Annotated in this window: 23 protein-coding genes and 1 other RNA gene; 11 read left to right on the forward strand and 13 right to left on the reverse strand. The window is 55.1% G+C overall.

From position 1 onward, the window contains the following. From bamA to AC2FH0_RS03630, 11 genes are all read right to left on the reverse strand, one after another. Complete coding sequence (bamA, locus tag AC2FH0_RS03580; RefSeq protein WP_281972129.1) at positions 1-2,361, reverse strand: outer membrane protein assembly factor BamA; 2,361 nt, start codon at positions 2,359-2,361, stop codon at positions 1-3. Positions 2,362-2,489: 128 nt separating this feature from the next. Further along, entirely contained in the window at positions 2,490-2,618 is a 129-nt protein-coding gene (locus AC2FH0_RS03585) for a hypothetical protein (RefSeq protein ID WP_271947040.1), read from the reverse strand. A gap of 92 nt (positions 2,619-2,710) precedes the next feature. Continuing rightward, complete coding sequence (gene rseP, locus AC2FH0_RS03590; RefSeq protein WP_496788596.1) at positions 2,711-4,063, reverse strand: RIP metalloprotease RseP; 1,353 nt, start codon at positions 4,061-4,063, stop codon at positions 2,711-2,713. 1 nt (position 4,064) lies between these two features. Continuing rightward, complete coding sequence (gene dxr / locus AC2FH0_RS03595; protein ID WP_496700256.1) at positions 4,065-5,240, reverse strand: 1-deoxy-D-xylulose-5-phosphate reductoisomerase; 1,176 nt, start codon at positions 5,238-5,240, stop codon at positions 4,065-4,067. Further along, complete coding sequence (locus AC2FH0_RS03600) at positions 5,240-6,022, reverse strand: phosphatidate cytidylyltransferase (RefSeq protein WP_496788597.1); 783 nt, start codon at positions 6,020-6,022, stop codon at positions 5,240-5,242. Before AC2FH0_RS03600 ends, dxr begins: the two co-directional genes overlap by 1 nt. Continuing rightward, positions 6,019-6,729, reverse strand: a complete 711-nt coding sequence (uppS, locus tag AC2FH0_RS03605) for an undecaprenyl pyrophosphate synthase (RefSeq protein ID WP_496788598.1) — start codon at positions 6,727-6,729, stop codon at positions 6,019-6,021. The genes AC2FH0_RS03600 and uppS overlap by 4 nt, the downstream gene beginning before the upstream one ends. Positions 6,730-6,759: 30 nt before the next feature. Further along, positions 6,760-7,323 carry a ribosome recycling factor gene (gene frr / locus AC2FH0_RS03610; RefSeq protein WP_142633921.1) on the reverse strand — a complete coding sequence of 188 codons (564 nt, stop codon included), beginning with the start codon at positions 7,321-7,323 and terminating at the stop codon, positions 6,760-6,762. Between the two features lie 186 nt (positions 7,324-7,509). After that, positions 7,510-8,505: an acryloyl-CoA reductase gene (acuI, locus tag AC2FH0_RS03615; protein WP_496691270.1), complete on the reverse strand. Its 996-nt coding sequence runs from the start codon at positions 8,503-8,505 to the stop codon at positions 7,510-7,512. An 85-nt stretch (positions 8,506-8,590) separates the two neighbouring features. Further along, positions 8,591-9,694 (reverse strand): dimethylsulfoniopropionate demethylase, encoded by a 1,104-nt coding sequence (locus AC2FH0_RS03620; protein ID WP_496788600.1) that lies wholly within the window; start codon positions 9,692-9,694, stop codon positions 8,591-8,593. A gap of 140 nt (positions 9,695-9,834) precedes the next feature. Continuing rightward, positions 9,835-10,539 carry a DUF1326 domain-containing protein gene (locus AC2FH0_RS03625; RefSeq protein ID WP_281994647.1) on the reverse strand — a complete coding sequence of 235 codons (705 nt, stop codon included), beginning with the start codon at positions 10,537-10,539 and terminating at the stop codon, positions 9,835-9,837. 4 nt (positions 10,540-10,543) lie between these two features. Further along, entirely contained in the window at positions 10,544-11,335 is a 792-nt protein-coding gene (locus tag AC2FH0_RS03630) for a DUF2182 domain-containing protein (protein WP_496688004.1), read from the reverse strand. A gap of 87 nt (positions 11,336-11,422) precedes the next feature. Here AC2FH0_RS03630 and AC2FH0_RS03635 point away from each other — a divergent pair, with 87 nt between their 5' ends. From AC2FH0_RS03635 to AC2FH0_RS03665, 7 genes are all read left to right on the forward strand, one after another. Beyond that, the gene (locus AC2FH0_RS03635; protein ID WP_142633929.1) at positions 11,423-12,157 is read left to right on the forward strand and encodes a FadR/GntR family transcriptional regulator; all 735 of its coding nucleotides are present in this window, start codon (positions 11,423-11,425) and stop codon (positions 12,155-12,157) included. A 7-nt stretch (positions 12,158-12,164) separates the two neighbouring features. Beyond that, positions 12,165-12,527, forward strand: a complete 363-nt coding sequence (locus AC2FH0_RS03640; RefSeq protein ID WP_496695385.1) for a DUF4345 family protein — start codon at positions 12,165-12,167, stop codon at positions 12,525-12,527. Positions 12,528-12,564: 37 nt separating this feature from the next. Continuing rightward, positions 12,565-12,910: a transfer-messenger RNA gene (gene ssrA / locus AC2FH0_RS03645) on the forward strand. Positions 12,911-13,010: 100 nt separating this feature from the next. Next, the gene (locus AC2FH0_RS03650) at positions 13,011-13,442 is read left to right on the forward strand and encodes an ester cyclase (RefSeq protein ID WP_142633933.1); all 432 of its coding nucleotides are present in this window, start codon (positions 13,011-13,013) and stop codon (positions 13,440-13,442) included. A gap of 129 nt (positions 13,443-13,571) precedes the next feature. Continuing rightward, complete coding sequence (locus AC2FH0_RS03655; protein ID WP_496788601.1) at positions 13,572-14,375, forward strand: chromate resistance protein ChrB domain-containing protein; 804 nt, start codon at positions 13,572-13,574, stop codon at positions 14,373-14,375. Then, positions 14,372-15,628: a chromate efflux transporter gene (gene chrA / locus AC2FH0_RS03660; protein WP_496708426.1), complete on the forward strand. Its 1,257-nt coding sequence runs from the start codon at positions 14,372-14,374 to the stop codon at positions 15,626-15,628. Before AC2FH0_RS03655 ends, chrA begins: the two co-directional genes overlap by 4 nt. Positions 15,629-15,704: 76 nt before the next feature. After that, complete coding sequence (locus AC2FH0_RS03665) at positions 15,705-16,163, forward strand: SspB family protein (RefSeq protein WP_271947008.1); 459 nt, start codon at positions 15,705-15,707, stop codon at positions 16,161-16,163. 34 nt (positions 16,164-16,197) lie between these two features. On the opposite strand, the gene AC2FH0_RS03670 is transcribed toward AC2FH0_RS03665, so the two are convergent. Next, entirely contained in the window at positions 16,198-16,761 is a 564-nt protein-coding gene (locus tag AC2FH0_RS03670; protein WP_281972138.1) for a hypothetical protein, read from the reverse strand. Positions 16,762-16,967: 206 nt separating this feature from the next. Between AC2FH0_RS03670 and fumC the strand changes: the two genes are divergently transcribed. The 4 genes from fumC to AC2FH0_RS03690 all read left to right on the forward strand — a co-directional run bounded on the left by fumC (position 16,968) and on the right by AC2FH0_RS03690 (position 19,421). Further along, the gene (gene fumC, locus AC2FH0_RS03675) at positions 16,968-18,362 is read left to right on the forward strand and encodes a class II fumarate hydratase (protein ID WP_496708425.1); all 1,395 of its coding nucleotides are present in this window, start codon (positions 16,968-16,970) and stop codon (positions 18,360-18,362) included. Then, positions 18,362-18,538, forward strand: a complete 177-nt coding sequence (locus AC2FH0_RS03680; RefSeq protein ID WP_281972139.1) for a DUF4169 family protein — start codon at positions 18,362-18,364, stop codon at positions 18,536-18,538. Before fumC ends, AC2FH0_RS03680 begins: the two co-directional genes overlap by 1 nt. Next, positions 18,535-18,750, forward strand: a complete 216-nt coding sequence (locus tag AC2FH0_RS03685) for a ribbon-helix-helix domain-containing protein (RefSeq protein ID WP_271947000.1) — start codon at positions 18,535-18,537, stop codon at positions 18,748-18,750. The genes AC2FH0_RS03680 and AC2FH0_RS03685 overlap by 4 nt, the downstream gene beginning before the upstream one ends. 68 nt (positions 18,751-18,818) lie before the next feature. Further along, complete coding sequence (locus tag AC2FH0_RS03690; RefSeq protein ID WP_496788602.1) at positions 18,819-19,421, forward strand: DNA-3-methyladenine glycosylase I; 603 nt, start codon at positions 18,819-18,821, stop codon at positions 19,419-19,421. 6 nt (positions 19,422-19,427) lie between these two features. Here the strand turns inward: AC2FH0_RS03690 and AC2FH0_RS03695 are convergent, their stop codons facing one another. Beyond that, entirely contained in the window at positions 19,428-20,309 is an 882-nt protein-coding gene (locus AC2FH0_RS03695; RefSeq protein ID WP_496691277.1) for a fructose bisphosphate aldolase, read from the reverse strand. Positions 20,310-20,376 lie beyond the last annotated feature (67 nt).

Consider the following 20,376-nt stretch of genomic DNA (forward strand, 5'->3'; position numbering starts at 1 on the left):
TCAGAACCTCGCCTGAATGGTCAGGTCGAAATTCTGTTCCTTGTCAAAGTCCTCTTTCTTGAGCGCTTGCGAAAAGTTAAAGCGCAGCGGGCCAAACGGTGTTTCCCATAGGACTGCAACACCCAGAACATGGCGGATAGACCCATCCGCACCGACAATGTTGGCACCCGAAGTGTTTACATCGTCGATATTGTACAGGTTACCGAAATCATAGAACACGCCTCCACGCAGGCCCAATTCTTCGGGCAAGCCCAGAGGAAAGTCCGATTCCAGACGCGCGACCCAATAGTAATTCCCGCCGATAGCGTCATCCTGACCATTTGACAGATCCCGTGGCCCCAAACCCGCTGGCTCGAACCCGCGGAATTTATTGGGGCCCAACACAAAGCGATCCAACGTCCGGCTGAAATCGTTGCCAGTCCAGTGCATTGCACCCATTTCAAGCGATGCACGAAGAACGACTTCTTCACTCAGAACGCGTGTTTGGGCAATCCCGCGTGCGCTGGTTTTGTAGAACTTGTTGTCCCCACCCAGCCCAGCGGCATCCAGGCCAACCTCAAACAAAACACCGGCATTGGGGTTAAGCCCACCAAGGCGGCTGTCATATACATAGGACACACCCAGAGAACTGGTCGTGCGTTCACCCTGATCAATCTCAGAGGCGATGACCGCGCCGTTTGCCTCGTTGTCCTGCTGCTTCATCTCGCTGTTTTCCCAGGCATAGCGTACGCGCAACGAAGACAGCTCTCCGATCGCATAGCTCAACTGAGGGTTAAAGAACACACGCTCGGTGTTATAGCTGGCAAAACTGGAGTCGGTCGACGCCAAACCCAGACCAAGATCAAAGCGAAGCTTGCGGCCCAAAAGATAGGGTTCGGTGAAATTCAGGGAGTACTCTTCTGAATCCTGTGCGGTCGAAATCGTAACCCCGACGGTCTGTCCACGGCCTAGAAAGTTTGACTCACTTAGGCCGATCGCAATGCCGAAACCGTCAGAGATCGAGTAGCTACCACCGAGGCTGAGCGAGCCTGTTGGCTGTTCTTCGACGTCGACATCCACGATCACTTGGCTGGGCGTCGAACCCTCGCGCGGTTCAACATCAGCGACGGCGAAATAGCCCAATGCCCGGATACGTTCAGCCGCCTGCCGGATTTCACGCGGGTTGAAAGGATCACCCTCAACGGTGTCGAATTGACGACGGATCACGCGGTCAAGCGTGGTGGTGTTGCCCTCGATGTCGATACGCTCGACAAAGATACGCGGTCCTTTGGTCAGAACGAATTCAACATCCAGCGTCAGATCACGTGCATTGCGCGTGACGCGCGGCTCAACCCGCAGAAAGTCCACCCCTTGCCGAATGCCCAAACGCTCTTGCCTGGCGATAGAGTTTTCGACCAGTGAAGGAGAATAGGTGACACCCGGCTTGACCTTGAGTGCGGCCTGATATTCGGCCGCATCCACACCGGGTATTTCGCTTACGGTGGTGATCTTGCCGAATGAGAATTTCTGACCTTCGGTTACATTCATCACCAGGAAAAACGCGTCGCGCTCACGTGTGAATTCAACATTGGCGCTGTTGACGCGGAAATCGACATAGCCACGCGACAAGTAGAAATCACGGATGACTTGTTTGTCGAACTCGATCCGGTCAGCGATAAAAGTATCGCCCCGCAGGAATGTACGCAGGAAATTGGCTTGCTTGGTTTCAAGCACACGGCGCAGACGCCGGTCGGAATAGGCCCGGTTGCCAACAAAGCTTACGCGCTCAACCTCGATCGTCGTACCTTCGGAGATTTCAAAAACGAGGTCTACCCGATTGTCGCTGCGGCGGATGATTCTGGGGATGACGGTTGCTGCAACACGTCCTTGAGCCAAATAGATTTCGGCAATCATGTCTGCGTCAGCTTCAGCGACCTGAGGCGTAAAGACCCGGCGGGGTTGAGACGAAACGGCATTGAGCAACAGCTCATCCTTGAGCCTCTTGTTACCCTCGATGCTGATCTGGTTGATCGTCGGATATTCCTGAACTTTGATGACCAAAGTGCTGCCACGAGGGGTCAAATCGACTGTTTCAAAAACACCACTGTCAAGCAGCCGTTGGAAGGCATCGTTGAGTTGTCCAGCTGTCACCGTCTGCCCAGGTTCGATTCCCGAACGTGCAATGATTGTCGATGTCTCGATGCGCCTGTTCCCCTCAACTTCGAACGAGTTGATGGTGTAGCTTTGCGCCTGAGCAGCCTGCGGCAGTGACAGCAAACTAACTGTGGCAAATAAGAAAAAGAATGTTAGGGCCTGCCACAAAATCTTGTTTACCGGCTTTTGCCCCCCGCAGGATGTGCCTGCGCCTCGCCTGTCGGTCATATTTTTCTCTACCCAGAATTTTAAGACTTTAAAGCTGAGTAACGGGATTGTCTGGCCTTGTCAAAAGCCGAAAAACAGAAAGCGGCCCATTGGGCCGCTGTTCAGCAAATAAAAAGAAAGGAACAGAATCACATGGTGATCAGATAAGCGCATCCACCCATAGCCAACGCAGTCGCGCCGAAAAACAAGATCGAGTCCCAGTTCAGCGCAAGCAGGAAGCTAAAGCTGCGATATGATTTTTTGATAGCATTCGCCATGATCGCCTCTGACAGACAAAATTATGAAACGAACACATCCTATGAGGGAATTGGGGCGGAATTGCGACTAGATTGTGCAAGCTCCGCCCAAATCAACAGAACAGGTCATTTGAGACGGAAAACAGCATCAGAGCCAGAATGATTGACACTCCGATGCCCATCAGAATCCGCAGCGCTTTGTCGCTGGGTGGTTTCCCAGAGATGGCCTCATATGCGTAAAATACCAAGTGTCCCCCATCCAAAGCCGGAATCGGAAACAGGTTTAGCAAACCGACAGCAGTTGACAGAACAGCGATAAAGAAGATGAAGTTCTGCGCACCCTGGCTGGCCATCGCACCCGAGGTTTCGGCGATTCCGATTGGGCCGGACATGTTGCAGGTGCTGATCGCTCCGGTCACCATGTGCCAGATACCTGAAAGAGACCCGTCAATAATTCGCAATGTTTGTCGCACACCGCCGCCAAGAGATGTCAGGATGCCCGCCCTTTCGGTTGCAGGTTCTAGCATCATGCCGCCGACGATCCCGATCCTCCAATGCGTTACAAAACCACCATCAGACTGCGGCTCATCCGTGCGGCGTGGAGCCAGGGCAAACTCCAGTTCCGCTCCGTCACGCCAGACATTCAACAGCAGTGGCCGCCCATCAGAGCTTTCCACATGGTCCTTGAGCTGTTCAAAGGCATAAACCGGGTCGCCATTAACCGCTGTTATGACATCCCCCTGTGCCAAGCTGATATCCATTGCTGCGCTGCGCGGAACAACCTGTTGAATCAGGGGGGGGAACAGCCAAGGTGCGGAAACGTCTAATGTGTCACCGTCACGAAGAACTGTGTAATCAAGAACGGGGTCAACGGGCAAAGAGTCTACGAACTCGCTCCACGATCCTTCTTGTTCGAAATCTGGCAGGTCAATACCTGAAATCGCGAGGATTTCATCACCTTCACGCAGCTCTTGAACTGTCCCCGGCAGAGGATGCAGAGACCCAACGGTCAGAGGGTCTCTGGTTGCGCCTTGCGTAAAGAAAATTAGGGCAAAGACCAGTATCGACATTGCGAAATTAAAGATTGGCCCTGCCGCAACAGTTGCCGTCCTGGCCCAAAGTGGCGCGCCATGCATTGTGCGGCGCAGCTCCTCCGGGCTTTGCTCAGAAATTTCGGACATTGCCGCTTCGTCTTTGCCGGATGCTGCATTGGCATCACCCAGAAACTTGACATACCCGCCGAATGGAAGCGCTGCGATCTGCCAGCGCGTTCCTCTTTTGTCGATACGGCTCCAGAGTACGGGACCGAAACCGATTGAGAACACTTCGGCGTAGATGCCGGACCAACGGCCAACGATGTAATGCCCGTATTCATGTACGGCTACGATGGCGGATAACGCGATCACAAAGGCGAATATGGTGTAAATCAAATTGCCGAACTGTGGGATCAGTGAGAGTACGTCCAATTTATTTTCCTGCTCGTTGCGCAACGGCGTTATCGACCCATATACGTGCCAGATGGTCGGTTTGCAGCACGTTATCAAGGGTCATTGGGGCGTCAATATGGTTGTCTTGTGCATCGAAACGATCCAAGACGGCGGCCACGATGTCTGCCATATCAAGAAAACCAATGCGACCTGCAATGAAATGGTCGAGTGCACATTCTTTGGCTCCGTTGAAAACCGCTCCGGACAGCCCGCCCCGCTCCATGACGTCGCGCGCTAACCGCAAAGCCGGATATCGGTTTTCGTCTGGTTCCTGAAATCGCAACTGTCCCAGCTTTGCAAGGTTCAGCCTTTCGACCGGAAGGGTCTGACGTTTTGGCCAATTCAGGGCATATCCGATCGCGTGGCGCATATCTGGCGCGCCCATATGGGCCATAACCGCTCCATCGTTAAACCCGACCATCGCATGAACGATGGATTCCGGATGCACAATCACTTCGATCATATCCGGGGATATTCCGAAGAATTCGCGTGTTTCGATCACCTCGAGCGCCTTGTTAAACATCGAAGCGCTATCAATCGTGATCCGCTGCCCCATATTCCAGTTCGGGTGGCTCGATGCCTGCTCAACCGTGGCCGAGGCCAATTTGCTCAGTGGCCAATCCCGGAAGGCGCCGCCGCTGGCAGTGATGATGATACGCTCGACCGATGCCATATCTTCACCGACCAGAGCCTGAAAAACGGCAGAATGTTCGCTGTCCACCGGTAGCAATCGGGCATTGTGCTTTCGGGCAGTATCCAGAACCAAAGAACCCGCGCAGACAAGCGTTTCTTTATTCGCCAAAGCCAGCGTCGCGCCCTGTTCAAGCGCCGTCAGCCCTGGTTGCAACCCCGCAGCCCCAACGATGGCAGACATGACCCAGTCAGCCGGTCGCGCCGCAGCTTCGGCCAGAGCATTCGCCCCGGCGGCGACCTCGACATCAGAACCGGCCAAGGCCACTCGCAGGTCCTCAAGCCGGTCTGGATGGGCTGTAATCGCGATATCCGCCTTCAAACGTTTGGCGTCACGCGCAAGTTGTTCGATATTGGCTCCACCGGTCAGGGCGACAACATCATACGCTGATGGATTTCGGTCAATCAGATCTATCGTGTTTTGCCCGATAGAACCCGTCGCGCCAAAAACAGAGATTTTGCGCATCACATGGCTCCGGGGGAATAAATCAACCCCACAAGCAGAACGAACAGAGCGGCCCCCATCATCCCATCGAATCGATCTAGGAAGCCGCCATGGCCGGGAATCAGGTTCGAACTGTCCTTGACGCCGAATTTTCGTTTGGCCGCGCTTTCGACAATATCGCCGGCCTGACTGGCCATTGACGCCAGAACCGAGATTACGATGAACCAAGTTCCGAAGCCGCCGTAAGCCGCAAAGGCTAAGCCAACAATGGCAGCCGCTACCCAGCCTCCCGCTGTTCCCGACCACGTCTTTTTCGGGCTGAATCGTGGCCAGAATTTTGGCCCACCCAATGCCTTTCCAACAAAATATCCGGCGACATCCGTAGCAACGACGACCGATATCAGCCAGACCATCCAGACAAATCCCATATTCGTCCGGATTGAGATAAAGCCCAGCCCCGCGGCCGCGATCCACAGCGCAAATAGGGTATAGATACCCCGGTACCGGCTGACCTGCCCTGCCCCGACCAGCGCCGGAGCAAGCAAGAAGGGAAGTTTATAGAGTGCCGGAAGATGGTAACTCAGCACCACCGCAAAACCGGTCAATATGGCAAGCTGGACCGCAACAGCTTTCCTGCCCGGGTCAATCATACGGACCAGTTCCCAGGTCATCAGCCCGCAAGCAATGGAAATGAAGGCTTCGAACCACAGACCGCCCAGCCAGACCTCGACAGCGCCAACGGCAACAAGGACACCCGCCGACAATACGCGGGCAGTCAGGTCGGACCAGCGTCCGTCACTCATGCCGGTACAGCTCCGAACCGTCGGTCTCGGCTGCCATAGCTCAGGCACAGGCGCTCAAGCTCTGCCGCAGTGAAGTCTGGCCAGAGCGTGTCGATGAATTCGTATTCCGAATAGGCGGATTGCCATAGCAGAAAATTGGAAATACGCGCCTCGCCGCTGGTTCGGATCACCAGATCAGGATCGGGAAGAACATGTGTGTCCAGATATTTCGGCAGCGTTTCTTCGTCTACATCATCAGGATGCAATCGCCCGTCAGCGACATCCTGTGCCAGACGTTTGGTAGCCCGCGCGACTTCATCCCGACCGCCATAGTTCAACGCAATGGTCAGGTGAACCAGATCATTTCCCTCGGTCTCGGCCTCAAGCGTATCCATCAATTCGATCAGTTTGGCATCCAACCTGACTCTGTCACCGATGAAACGCACCCGAACACCCGAGTCTCGGAGCGTCCGGGTTTCCTTTATAATATAGCGCCGAAACAAGCTCATCAGACCGGCAACTTCGACCTGAGTGCGTTTCCAGTTCTCGGTCGAAAACGCAAAAACAGTCAGATACTTAATACCAAGCCTTGGGCAGGCCTCGACCACATCGCGCACACGTCTTGCCCCGGCGTGGTGGCCAAACAGGCGAGGTCGCCCGCGGGCCTGCGCCCAGCGACCATTGCCATCCATGATGATCGCGACATGCTGGGGCCCTCTTTCGGGCATGGTATGCGAGGAAGAGGGCATCACCCGGTCTCAGACCTGCATGATTTCTGCCTGCTTGGTCTCAAGCGCGGCATCTACTACCTTGATCATCTGGTCGGTTAGATCCTGCACTTCGCTTTCCCAAAACTTCTGGTCATCTTCGGACATACCGTCGGCCTTGGCCTTCTTGATCTGATCCATCCCGTCTCGGCGCACATTGCGGATCGAAACGCGCGCGTGTTCGGCATATTGCCCGGCGACTTTGCCCAACTCGCGACGGCGTTCTTCGTTCAGTTCCGGGATCGGTAGCATGATGATCGTTCCGTTGAGCTGAGGGTTGATGCCCAGCCCACTTTCGCGGATCGCTTTTTCCACTTTGCCGACCAGCCCTTTATCCCAGACATTGACCGTAACCATACGCGGCTCGGGCACATTGACCGTTCCCACCTGGTTGATGGGCGTCATCGAACCATAGGCATCGACCATCACCGGCTCGAGCATCGAGGCCGAGGCGCGCCCGGTGCGCAGCGATGCAAATTCGGTTCTGAGGTTTGACATTGCGCCGTCCATACGGCGCTTCAGGTCGTCTGTGTCCAGTTCGAAATCGTCAGACATTCTGCTCACTCCCCGTCTTCAGGTACTGTTTGCATGGCTCATAAGCCATTCAATTTGGGATGTATAGCAATGATGATCCGTATTTACGCCATTGACCAGAGGTGTTTGCCGGATTTTCGCGAACCTGCAGCTACAAAATTAACCGACCGCAAATCAATGCGGTCGGTCAGACATATTCATTCCGGATCAGGCGTTTACGTCTACGACAACACGACCTTTAACCTGACCTTGCAGGATATCCGCCCCTAATTGGGGCAGATCGCTCAGCTTTGCGGGATGGATCATCGCCTCAAGCTTGTCCATCGGAAGGTCGGTTGCTATCCGCTGCCAGGCCCGCAGCCGATTTTCATAAGGCTGCATCACGCTGTCGATCCCCAACAGGTTCACACCGCGTAAAAGGAACGGGATAACAGTTGCCGGAAGGCCCGCGCCGCCAGCCAACCCCACGGCCGAGACCGAGGCACCGTATTTCATCTGCCCCAGAACGCGTGCCAGCATTGCGCCGCCAACTGCGTCCACACAGCCAGACCATGCCTCGCTTTCCAGGGGGCGCTTAGTTGTCTCGTTCAACTCTTCGCGTGGCACAATGGTCGTGGCGCCCAAAGACTTCAGGTAATCGCTGGTTTCCGGTCGTCCGGTGACGGCTGCCACTTCGTATCCCAAATTGGCAAGAATCGCCGTCGCGACCGAACCAACACCACCTGCTGCCCCTGTGACCAAAACCGGACCCTGCCCCGGTTTCAGCCCATGATCCTCAAGTGCCATAACTGCCAGCATCGCGGTGAACCCAGCGGTTCCGACGGCCATGGCCTGGCGGGGCTCCAACCCATCGGGCAGCGGAACCAACCAATCGGCACGGGCATTAGCTTTTTGTGAGTACCCACCCCAATGCGCCTCACCGACACGCCAACCGGTCAGGACCACTTTGTCACCCGGTTTATATCGCTCATCCGAAGACGATTCGACCGTCCCCGCATAGTCGATGCCAGGAACATGCGGATAGCTGCGTACCAGCCCCCCGCCTTTGGGCGACAGGCAAAGACCATCCTTATAATTTACCGTTGAATACTGAACCGCCACGGTAACCTCACCCTGCGGCAGATCCCCTTCCGAAAGCTGTTGAACCGAGGGGCTGGCCAGCCCGCTTTCCTCGTCTTTTTCCATCACCAGTGCGTTGAACATCAAAATGTCCTCCTGTTTTGGACGTCAGAGTACAGCCCCGACCCCGTGTAATAACCTGTTTCTGAACCCGATACGCCGCTTGCGATCATATCCAGAATTTTTCCCTTACAGTCGCCTCACGCATACCGTCGGGCGTTTCGACCTCTATCTTCGTGCCTTCGTCCCAATGGCTGAGCTTGAGCATCCCAATGGAAACATTGGTGTTGAAATCCGGAGACCAAGCGGCAGAAGTGATTTGACCAACCCGTTTCCCCTGAGCGTATACCGACCATGGAGCAACGCAGGCACCCACCGCCGGCCCAGCGATTTCAATCGGACGGATTTGCTGGATCGGCCCTTCTTTTGCGACCCGCAACAACGCGTCCCGGCCAATGCACCCAATCGCCGTGTGTGTGTTACAGAACTTGCCCAGGCCACATTCATGTGGGGTGTTGTCGTCGGTCATATCGTTTCCGTAGGACAGCAACCCAGCCTCAATGCGTTCGATCAGGTTGGGACAACCTGCGCGTATGTTCAAATCCTCGCCTGCCGAAAACAGCGCATTCCACAGCGTCATTCCGATATCGCTGCCCTCGACATAAATCTCGAACCCGCCCTGCTTTGAATACCCCGACCTGGCGATGGCCAGATCGCGGCCCGCAAACTCGAACATGTCGAACTTGAAAAACCGAATGTCTTTGACGCGCTCGCCAAATACGCGAGACATCAGTTCATCCGCCATGGGCCCCTGTACCGCCAAGGGTGAGACGTCTGGCTCATCCACCAGAACATCCAGCCGATAGCCGTTCGCGATTCCTTTGACCCATAACAACAAATCGCTATCCGCGATGGAGATCCACCAGCGGTCCTCGGACAGTTTCACCGCAACCGGATCATTCAACATTCCACCGGTCTCATCAACGATAGGGACGTAATAGCATTGGCCGGGCAACATGCCTCTCAAATCGCGTGGCGTCAGCATTTGCATAAGGCGTGCCGCGTCGGGACCTCTGAGTTCGACCTGTCGCTCACACGAGACATCCCAGACCTGCACATGCTTTTTTAAGTGCCGGTAATCAGCCTCGACGCTGTCGAATACAGTTGGCAATAGCATCCGGTTATAAACCGTGAATGCCTTTACGCCTGCGGCTTCGACCCCTTCAGAAAAAGGTGTGCGCCGCAACCGGCGAGAGAAGGAAATATTGGCCACTCAAGCCTCCTCGGGCATAATGCCAGATCACAATTCGAAGCCTGCGGTCCCGTCAGCATCTGGTGCAACAGGCCGCGATGGCGTGTCTGGCGATTGAAAATTTGGATCACGTATTGCACGTAATCCTTTGTGATTTTGTATTATTTCGGCCCCTGCCAGTCGATTGGACAAATTTCTGCGGATTTTCCACCGAAATCCCAGACCCGACCGTAATCGCGGACCTTGGATTTGGTGCCGCGCGCCACGATAATGTCCGGTCCCATCCAGTATTTCGAGTTTGAGACCATCACCGGATGCTCGGGGTCTTTGCCCGCCAACATCTCGATTTCGCCCTGGATTTTCCGACCAATCATGATGCGGCGCTTGGTCCCGTCGCGTTCGATCTGAACCGGGGCACGTTCGGCCCCGATAATTTCGCTGACCAGCATGGTAAACAAGCCGGTCGTGCCCCCGGCCTGACCGCTGAATATCTGGAGCAACCCGTTATAGGCCTTACCGCTGGCCCGTTCGTCGACATAGGCGGCAACTTTCCACTGCCCCTCACCCATGCGACCCGGAATATCGACCAGAAGGCCAACATTGAGGCCCGACAGATCTTCGCCCTCGTAATGGCCCTCATCGATGACAATCCCCATCCAGGCATGACAATGACCCTCGGTCGGAGGATGCGCGCCAAGCGATACGACACAGGGGCAGAACAGATCGCACGAGCAGTTAAGGATCAGCTCTCCCTTGATCGCCCAATTCGTCGGGCTCATCTCACGCCGCTTGGGGTTGGGCATGCGGCTGTCGATGCGTTGGCTGATCGGCAGGCGATCTGCCTCTGGTTTTTTGTTCTTAGCCAATAGCTTATCCTCCATAGATAAAGGGGTACACGAGCAAGGCACAGCCGCCCGCGATAAGAGCAAATCCCAGCGGTCGTGTAATCACGTGACCGATCTGGGGTAGTTTTTCGAGAACCATAAAAAAGGTCGCCAGACCCATCCACAGCAGGCTCATGACGCCACCCACAAAGCCGAGCGCCATAAAGCCCCAGCAGCATCCGACGCAGAACGCGCCAAGGCCCAGCCCCATGCGAAAACCGCCTGAAAACCCGGTTTTCCAGTGGCCAAGGAAATAGGTCATTGGCGCATGGCAGACCCCATGGCACAGCTCTTTGGCGCGGGTGAACTGAAAGGCGCCGACGGCGATCATCAACCCGCCCGCAACAAGCCCGGATTTCGCAATGCCCAGCATGTCGACAACGCCGCCAAACAGCAGAACCAGTTGCACCCCGGTAATGAGCGCGGCAAACCCGACCCAGACCACGAAGTAGCCAATCAAGACACCAATCCAGCCGGAGCGTGTGCCATTTGCACTGCGGATTAGATCGTCGTAGCTGCGCAGAGTTGGAATAATGGTCGGCAACATCATTGCGGCCATCATGATGGCCCACATCCAAAACAGCGGGCCGAACTCTGCCATGGGCATATACATGTCCATCCTGGGGTCCATGGCGCGCATCGCCTGCCCCATCGCTCCGGGACGGCCGATCCAATCCAGATCCATGGCGCGGTTCATCACGAACATCATCCACCACGCCCACAGGATCAGAGCGTAGAATCCCAGCCAAAACCCATTACGTAGAACTGCGCGACTCACTTGTCCCTCCCGACTCAGTCCTTGCAATTCAAATGTCAGACTTTTAAATGTCAGACAAATGAAATTTTGCCTGCGGCCCTGCTCAAAATGAAAATCGACCCCAAGAAACCTGCTGATCTTTCGGTTCAGATCGCCCAATCAATCCGCGATGCGATCATATCGGGTCGGTTGATTGTAGATGAACGCCTGCCTTCTGAGGCGGAGCTGTCCGACCAGTTTCAGGTGTCCCGACCAACCGTGCGTGAGGCCCTTAAACGCCTTGCGGCACAGTCCCTGATCCGCACCCAACGTGGCGCGACCGGTGGCGCATTTGTCAACCGGCTGAGCTATCAGGATGCGTATTCCCAACAGATCACCACATCCACGTTGCTGCTGTCCATGAATGCGGTCAGTTTTGAAACGGCTTGCGAGGCTCGGTATTCGCTGGAACGCGCCTGCGCTACTTTGTCAGCCGAACGCAGGACGGCGGATCATCTGGCGACGATGCGTGCCGAGATATTTCGGCAGGCTCAACCCGGGCTGACAGACGAAGCCTTTTGCGCCTCGGATGTGACCTTTCACCGGGCATTGGTCGATGGGGCCGGCAATCCGGTGTTGTCCTATCAACTGGCCGGCGCCGTCGAGGCGATGCAGCCTTTGATGAACATGATCACGTTTACGGCGCGGTCCCGAGAAGAGATCATCGTGCTGCACAACCAGATTGCCGATGCTTTGGATCGGCGGGACGCTGCTGCGGTAGATTCAGCACTGGTGGATCTCGAAGCTTATACCCGTAAGCTTGCCCTGGACGTCGCCAAACAGCGGCGCAAACCAACCGAATGAGGGTACAATGACGTCGATTTTGAATATTGCCGCGGCGGTTCTGACAATCGGTTTCGGCCTCTTTGGGTTTCTAGCACCCGCTTGGACCGCGGCCTCGCTGGACCTGGCGCCGACGAACAGCACCATGGGGTTAAGCGAATTGCGCGCCTCGGTCGGTGGGCTTTTTGTTGTCACCGGAATTGCGGTCATTTGGCTGAACACTCCCATGGCCTATGCTATGTTGGGCGTTGTTTATGCCGGCGCAGCCCTGGGCCGGTTTGTTTCCGTCATTCTGGATCACCCCCCTTTGATCAAAGCGATGACATTTGGGGGAATCGAGCTGATATTGGCGCTGTGGCTGATCCTGGCAAACATTAACCGACCAAGCTAAGGCGTTATTATATAATCCGTCTTTTCGTTGAAGTATGGGGTTTGCTTTCCCCTTGTGGCTCACCTATATAGGGGATGTCCTTCGGGACTATGGACATAAACGCGCTCGTAATAAGCGGATCGGACCCGGGGGCGGTACCCGGCGGCTCCACCAACATCCTTCATTTGAGGATCGCGGGGCCGAAATAGGATCGACGAACGTCTAAAGGGGTTAGCTTTGTCTCGGCGGGGTGCCACCGTACCGGCCCAAACAGTACAATTGCAAATGACAATCGTGCTCCGGTTGCAGTTGCTGCGTAAGCAGTAGCAAGACCGAAACTTAAGCCCTTGCGCCTAGCAGCGTAAGGCGGGGTTCGCAGGTACCTGGCAACAGAAACCTGCATTTTCCCTTAAATGTCTGCTGTTTAACCCTGTCTGTGTTCACGTTCAGAGTTTGTTCACTCATTCGCGTCATGCTCGGCCCGTGAGGAAAAGGAGAGCTGGGATGTCACACGCAGATATACTCAGAGAATGGTATTCAGAGGTTTGGGAAAACGGAAATACCGATGCGATTGATCGGTATTTCGCGCCGGAAACGACAGCCGAAGGACTGATTCCGGAAATGCAGGTGGGGGCCGATGATTTTCGGGATCTGGTCATGGCGTTTCGCCACATTCTGGGCGATATCCATGTTGAGCTGCCCAAAATCATCGAAAATGGCGATTGGGTATCGGCGATATTGCAGGTCAGCACAACACGCGCCGATAACGGCGCACCACTGCAGGCCTCTGGCAGTATGATTGGCCGCATTAAAGAAGGTCGTATTGTCGAGGCGTATAACCAGTTTGACTTCATTTCCTTATTTGAACAGCTTGGTCAGTTTCCCAAGGACACCCTGCCCGTATGCATGACTGGTCAACGGCTGGACTGGGCCTAGGAAATGAGCTCGCAATCTTGACCCCGACCGGCCTGTCGCGGTAGCAAAGCCTATGGGGTAAGATTGCGAACGCCCCGTGAGGCGACAGCCCAAGTTTCGCATGTATCCGTCGATCACAGGAGACATGCCATGCCTGCGCCTAATGCAATCACACCGAAACAACTGTTACGTCTGATCGGAACGCCTCGGGCGCCGGTTCTGGTGGATATCTGCACCGATGCCGATTTTGAACAGGACCCCTATCTGATACCGGGCTCGGTTCGTCACCCGGCGCAGGATCTGGATGGGTTGAAGGGGCTCATCGCTAACCGCCCCTGCATCATCATCTGCCAAAAGGGCAAAAAACTGAGTCAGGCCGTTGTTTCCTGGCTGAGGAGCGAAGGCATTGCCGCTGAGTATTTGGAAGGCGGCATATACGCATGGCGCGACACGCCCGATGCACCACGCATTCCATTTGCTGAAATACCGGCTACCCCGTCGCTCTGGGTCACGCGCCATCGGCCCAAGATTGATCGCATCGCCTGCCCCTGGTTGATCCGCCGTTTCATCGACCCCAACGCACGTTTTCTGTTTGTTGCCCCATCCGAAGTGGCAAAGGTATCCGAAGTCTTTAACGCCACCCCGTTCGATGTTGAGGGCGTCCGCTGGAGCCATCGTGGGGATAACTGCACATTTGATGCTTTGGTAAAAGATTTCCAGCTTGCTACGCCCGCAATGAACAGGCTTGCGACAGTTGTTCGGGCCGCGGATACGAACAGGCATGATCTGGCGCCCGAAGCAGCCGGGCTTCTTGCGGTCTCGGTGGGGCTATCGCGCCTATATAAAGACGACCATCAGGCCATCGAGGCCGGGATGCATCTGTACGATGCCTTGTATCTCTGGGCCCGCGACGGGTTTGACGAGAAACACGATTGGCCGGCAGTCGAAAAATGACCACACCAACATTCCCTGAACTCATCCAAGTGTTCGGCCGCATTGGATTGCTGTCCTTCGGCGGACCCGCAGCTCAGATTTCATTGATGCATCAGGAACTCGTCGAAAAGCGCCCCTGGCTGGATGAGGAAACCTATCTTCGGGCGCTGTCGCTGTGCATGTTGCTGCCCGGCCCCGAGGCGATGCAGCTTGCAACCTATTCCGGCTGGCGTCTGCGCGGCGTCTCGGGCGGTATGATCGCAGGCAGCCTGTTTGTTCTGCCCGGTGCGATCATTATCTCAGCATTGGTGGCACTATACGCGGCCTATGGCGCGCTTCCTCTGGTGCAGGCCGCGTTTCTGGGCGTGAAAGCTACGGTGATCATCATCGTGCTACAGGCCCTGCGAAACCTGTCCCGCAAAGCGCTGTCGGACGTCTCACATCGTGCGATCTCGGGCCTCGCGTTTCTGGCAATCTTTCTGTTCGACCTCCCCTTCCCCGCGATCATCGCGGCGGCAGCCCTTTGGGGGTATCTGAGCTTCAACGGCGTCGCCGCCCGACCGGTCGACACTCCCACCCCGCGCCTAAGCGAAGTGCTGCGGAACGCGTCGATCTGGTTGGTTCTGTGGCTTGGCCCGTTGTGGCTGTTAAGTCTTTCTGGTCAGAAACTTCTCAGCGATCTTGGCTGGTTCTTTGCCCGCCTCGCAGTTGTGACATTTGGCGGAGCCTACGCTGTTCTAGCTTACATGACGCAGACCGTTGTAGATCAATATAACTGGATATCCACAGATCAGATGATCGACGCGCTTGGTCTGGCGGAAACGACACCGGGGCCTTTGATTTTGGTAACACAATTTGTCGCTATGCTGACCGGTCAGATCTCGGGCGGATCGATGCTGGCCATCGCCGCAGGTATCGTTGCACTTTGGGCAACATTCGTTCCCTGCTTTCTGTGGATATTCCTCACAGCCCCCTATCTTGACCACATCGCTGCGCGGCCCCGGTTATCGGCGGCCCTGCAAGGTATTACCTCTGCTGTAGTTGGGGTGATTCTCAACCTATCCGTGTGGTTTGCCCTGAATGTGCTGTTTTCAGAACTGCCAAATAAAACCTTTGGACCAATCAGCCTGCCCTGGCCTGAATTGACCTCATTGGATGTGAAAGCCGCTGTGCTGACTGTCTTCGCCGGAGCGTTGATTTTTAAACTTAAATTCGGCATGGCGCTTACGCTAATGGTTATGTTAGCTGCTGGCACCGGCCTGTTTTTTCTCTGAACAGTCAGCGTGTAACCGGCCTTTCGTTTCCAAAGGAATCCCTTATGCTGAGGGAAGCCACTTTTGAGGATGACACATGTCGCAAGACATCGACTATGGGAACCTGATGCACACCGCCATGCGCGGGCTGATCAAGACGGTTCTGACCAGCGTTTCAGAAACTGGCCTGCCGGGTGCGCACCACTTTTTCATTACGTTTGACACCAGGTGTGACGGCGTGGAAATTGCCGACTGGCTGCATGATCGTTATCCGGAAGAGATGACTGTTGTGATGCAGCATTGGTTCGAAAATCTTGAGGTCGGCGAAAGCGGATTTGCCATCACGCTCAACTTTGGCGACGCGCCGGAACCATTGTACATCCCCTATGCCTCGATCAAAACATTCGTCGACCCCTCTGTGGAATTTGGCCTGCGTTTTGAAAGCCCGGATGAAGAGGATGACTTTGATCCGATGGACGATGAGATAATCGAGGTCGAAGAAGAACCGCAACAGCATGACGCTGATGTCGTGTCGCTGGACAGCTTCAGAAAATAGTATATGCGCTGGAAAGCCTCGCGGTTTGCGGGGCTTACTCTTTCGTCAGGAACGTCTCTACGGAACGTGATTTGGTACCGTTGCGGAAACGGGAAAATGACAGGTTCAGACCGCCTTCTGCCAGCGTTCTGTCATATTGCTGCAGCTCATAGCCGCCATTTTCTGCAATGAACAACGAAAACACGGTCAGAGTTTGACCCTCAATCCGGCCCCAGACGAACGGTTCCCCCTGCATCGGGTCAAGCGGAACTTCATGGCCGAATACATTGCGCTTCATGGCCGCGGAAAAGATGTCCGATCTGTCCGAGGTCTGAAAATCAATCGAGAACGCCTGTTCCTTGACGCGGCCATTCAGTTTGTAAGTTGTCGTCTTCCAACTAACATTGAACCCGTTCTTCAATTCCTGGATTGACACACTCATATCACGAGGTGTTTCGGTCCCGTTTGCATCGACAACATTGGCAGACCCAACGTAGCTGCCAACAAAGGGCTCAATATCTGCCGCATGAAGCGGATTTACCGCCAAGGAGGCCCACAGAACGGTGGCAAAAGAATAGATAATGAATTTCAGGCAAGTGGTCGGGTGATTCAGACGCATTGCGGCCTCCGGCGTGCTCTGACTCTATAGTAGCTCACCCACCGGCGCGTACAATGGCGGTGATGGCGATTGCGACGAGAAAAATGACGCAGCTCTGCGCCTATACCTTTGTCAGGCATAAGTTTATGGTGCGCGCAACTGGCCGATTGCACCGCGACGCTGCTGACTGTAATTGGCATGCAATGGTATACATGACGGAGTGACCGATGTCTCAAACCCGCACCGAATCCGACAGCTTTGGCCCGTTGGAAGTTCCCGCAGACAAATATTGGGGTGCACAGACCCAGCGTTCGATTATGAACTTCCCGATCGGATGGGAAAAACAGCCTGTGGCCATCGTGCGGGCATTGGGTGTGATCAAAAAAGCCTGCGCCATGCGGAACAAATCCACCGGAAAACTGGACGCGCGGATTGCGGATGCGGTCATTCAGGCCGCTGGTGAGGTTTTCGAAGGCAAGTTTGACGACAACTTTCCGCTGGTCGTTTGGCAAACCGGATCCGGCACCCAGTCGAACATGAACTCTAACGAGGTTATTGCGAACCGGGCTATCGAAATCCTGGGTGGTACAATCGGCACAAAAGACCCGGTTCATCCGAACGATCATTGCAACATGGGCCAGTCCTCGAACGACACGTTCCCGACAGCCATGCATATCGCCACAGGTATGAGCGTTCGGGACGTTCTGCTGCCGGGTCTGGAAAAGCTGGCCTCGGGGCTGGAGCAGAAGGCCGAAGAATTCAAAGACATCATCAAGATCGGCCGGACCCATACGCAGGATGCCACGCCGCTGACACTGGGTCAGGAATTTGGCGGCTACGCCCATCAAATTCGTCAGGGTATCGCACGGGTCAACGCCGCGATGCCTGGAATTTACGAGCTTGCCCAGGGCGGAACTGCTGTTGGTACTGGCCTAAACACTCAATCCGGGTGGAGCGAAGCGGTCGCTGCGAATATGGCAGATATCACCGGCCTGCCCTTTGTTACCGCTCCGAATAAGTTCGAGGCGCTCGCCGCCCATGATGCGATGGTTTTCCTATCGGGTGCTTTGGCGACCATTGCTGGCAGCTGTTATAAAATTGCAAATGATATCAGACTTTTGGGATCTGGACCGCGTTCCGGTCTGGGCGAATTGATCCTGCCTGAGAATGAGCCCGGATCGTCCATCATGCCAGGCAAGGTAAACCCAACACAAGCCGAAGCACTGACACAGGTCGCAGCACACGTCATGGGCAACGATGCCGCCATAAAATTCGCCGGCAGCCAGGGGCATTTCGAACTGAACGTCTATAACCCTATGATGTCCTACAATCTTTTGCAGTCGATCCAGTTGCTTGGTGATGCCACAGACAGCTTTACCGAGCGGATGTTGCTAGGCATTCAGGCCAACGAACCACGCATCGAAAAACTGATGAAGGAATCGCTGATGCTGGTCACCGCGCTGGCGCCAACCATTGGGTACGACAACGCAACGACTGTTGCCAAGACCGCGCATAAAAACGGCACCACCCTTAAGGAAGAGGCCATCGCGCTTGGCTTTGTCGACGCCGAAACCTTTGACGCGGTTGTGCGCCCCGAACAAATGATTGGACCCAAGGACTGATGGCAAAGCCGGTCAATCTGAACCGGTACAGAAAAGACAAGGCGCGGGCCGAGAAAAAGGCCCGCGCGGACCAAAACGCCGTGTCATTCGGGCGCAACAAAGCCGAGAAAGACGCCAGCAAAAAGCATCTGGATAAGTCGCGGCGCGATCTGGACGGACATGAGATCGACAAATGAGCGGACGTCCCATCAAACGCTCATTGACGCTTAAGGGCCATCGAACCTCGGTATCTCTTGAGGACGAGTTTTGGAAAGCCTTTCGTGCCATTGCAGCTGATAAGGATATGGCAATCAATGCCTTAGCTGCGGAAATTGATTTTAACCGTGACCCTGAGGTCGGATTGGCTTCGGCAATACGCGTTTATATTCTGAACTGGTATCGCGGCTGACTTTCCGTTCTTGATTTGGCCTCTGGAAAATGCCTATGCTCATACCAGAACAAAAAGGGAACTTAGTGATGAGCGAAACAGTTACCGGCCCAGACGGTCAACCGCGTTGTGCATGGTGTCAGTCTGCGCCAGAGTTTTTCGACTATCACGACAATGAATGGGGCTATCCGGTCAGCGACGATCAGCGTTTGTTTGAGAAGCTGTGCCTTGAAAGCTTTCAATCCGGCCTGAGCTGGCGGACTATTCTGTCCAAACGCGAGAACTTTCGGAATGCGTTTAAACGGTTTGATTACAATGCAATCGCGAAATTCGATGAGTCCGATGTCACCCGCCTTTTGCTGGATGCAGGCATCGTCAGGCATCGCGGAAAGATCGAAGCTGTCATCAACAATGCCCGGCGCGCGCAAGAACTGGTGGCGGCTCAGGGCTCGATTGCGGCCTATGTCTGGCGTTACGAGGCCAGCTCGCCTCCAGCGCCACAAACGGCCTCAACTTCGGCTGAATCCATCGCCATGTCCAAAGACCTGAAAAAGCGCGGCTGGAAATTTGTGGGCCCGACCACGGTTTTTGCCTTCATGCAGGCCATGGGCTTGGTTAACGATCATGCGATCGGATGTTCCATGCGTGAAAAAGCGGCGCAGATGCGCCGCGATTTCATTAAGCCGGAATAGTGTTGCTTAGGCCGAAGCGCCAAAAATCTTATCGATATTGCTGCCCAGAGCCGTATTGAACTCGGCATCTGACTGCTTTTTCGACAGCCCTTCGGTCAGCGCACGCGAGAATGACGCGATCATCTTGCCATTCTGCGCCAGCAGATCGCAGGCTTGCTCGGTCGAATATCCGCCCGACAGGGCCACGACCCGCAGGACTCTGGGGTGGTCAGCCAGATCGTCATACAGATTAGCCTGATTGGGGATGGTCAGCTTAAGCATGACATCCTGCCCATCATCCAACTGATCCAGATTCTGCAGGATTTCCGCTTTCAGAATGGCTTCGGCCTCGGCTTTGGTGGCCGAGTTGATGTTCACCTCAGGCTCGACAATCGGGACCATACCGGCGGCAACAACTTCACGCGCCACGTCGAACTGTTGCGCCACAACGTTTGCGATGCCTTTCGCGTTGGCCTCATGGATCACAGAACGTTCCTTGGTACCGAAAACGCCCTCGGCCTTTGCCAAAGTGTCGGCCAGACCGGGGATCGGTTTCATGACCTGAACGCCGTCTGCCTCATCCTCGAGGCCCTTGTCGATTTTCAGAAACGGAACGATGCCTTTTACGTTCCAAAGGAAATCAGCGACTTTACGGCCATCAATCTCTTCGCCGAGCGTGCGTTCGAACAGGATCGCGCCGATGACTTTGTCGTTTGTGAAGCCATCCGCCAGAATGATACGCGCGCGCATCTTCTGGATTTCGCCGAACATCTCTGCGTCCGAGCCGTATTCTGACGCGTCTACCCCATAAAGCGCCAGCGCCTTTGGGGTCGAGCCGCCACTTTGGTCCAGAGCAGCAATAAAACCGGCACCGTTGGACATCTGCTCGCGCTGTTGTGTTTTGGACATATGACTTTCCCGTTCGAAATGATTCCGCGTTTTTCAACCGCATACAGCATGGAGCATGCCGATGGTA

The organism is Ruegeria sp. CDSC051, from assembly GCF_059610665.1.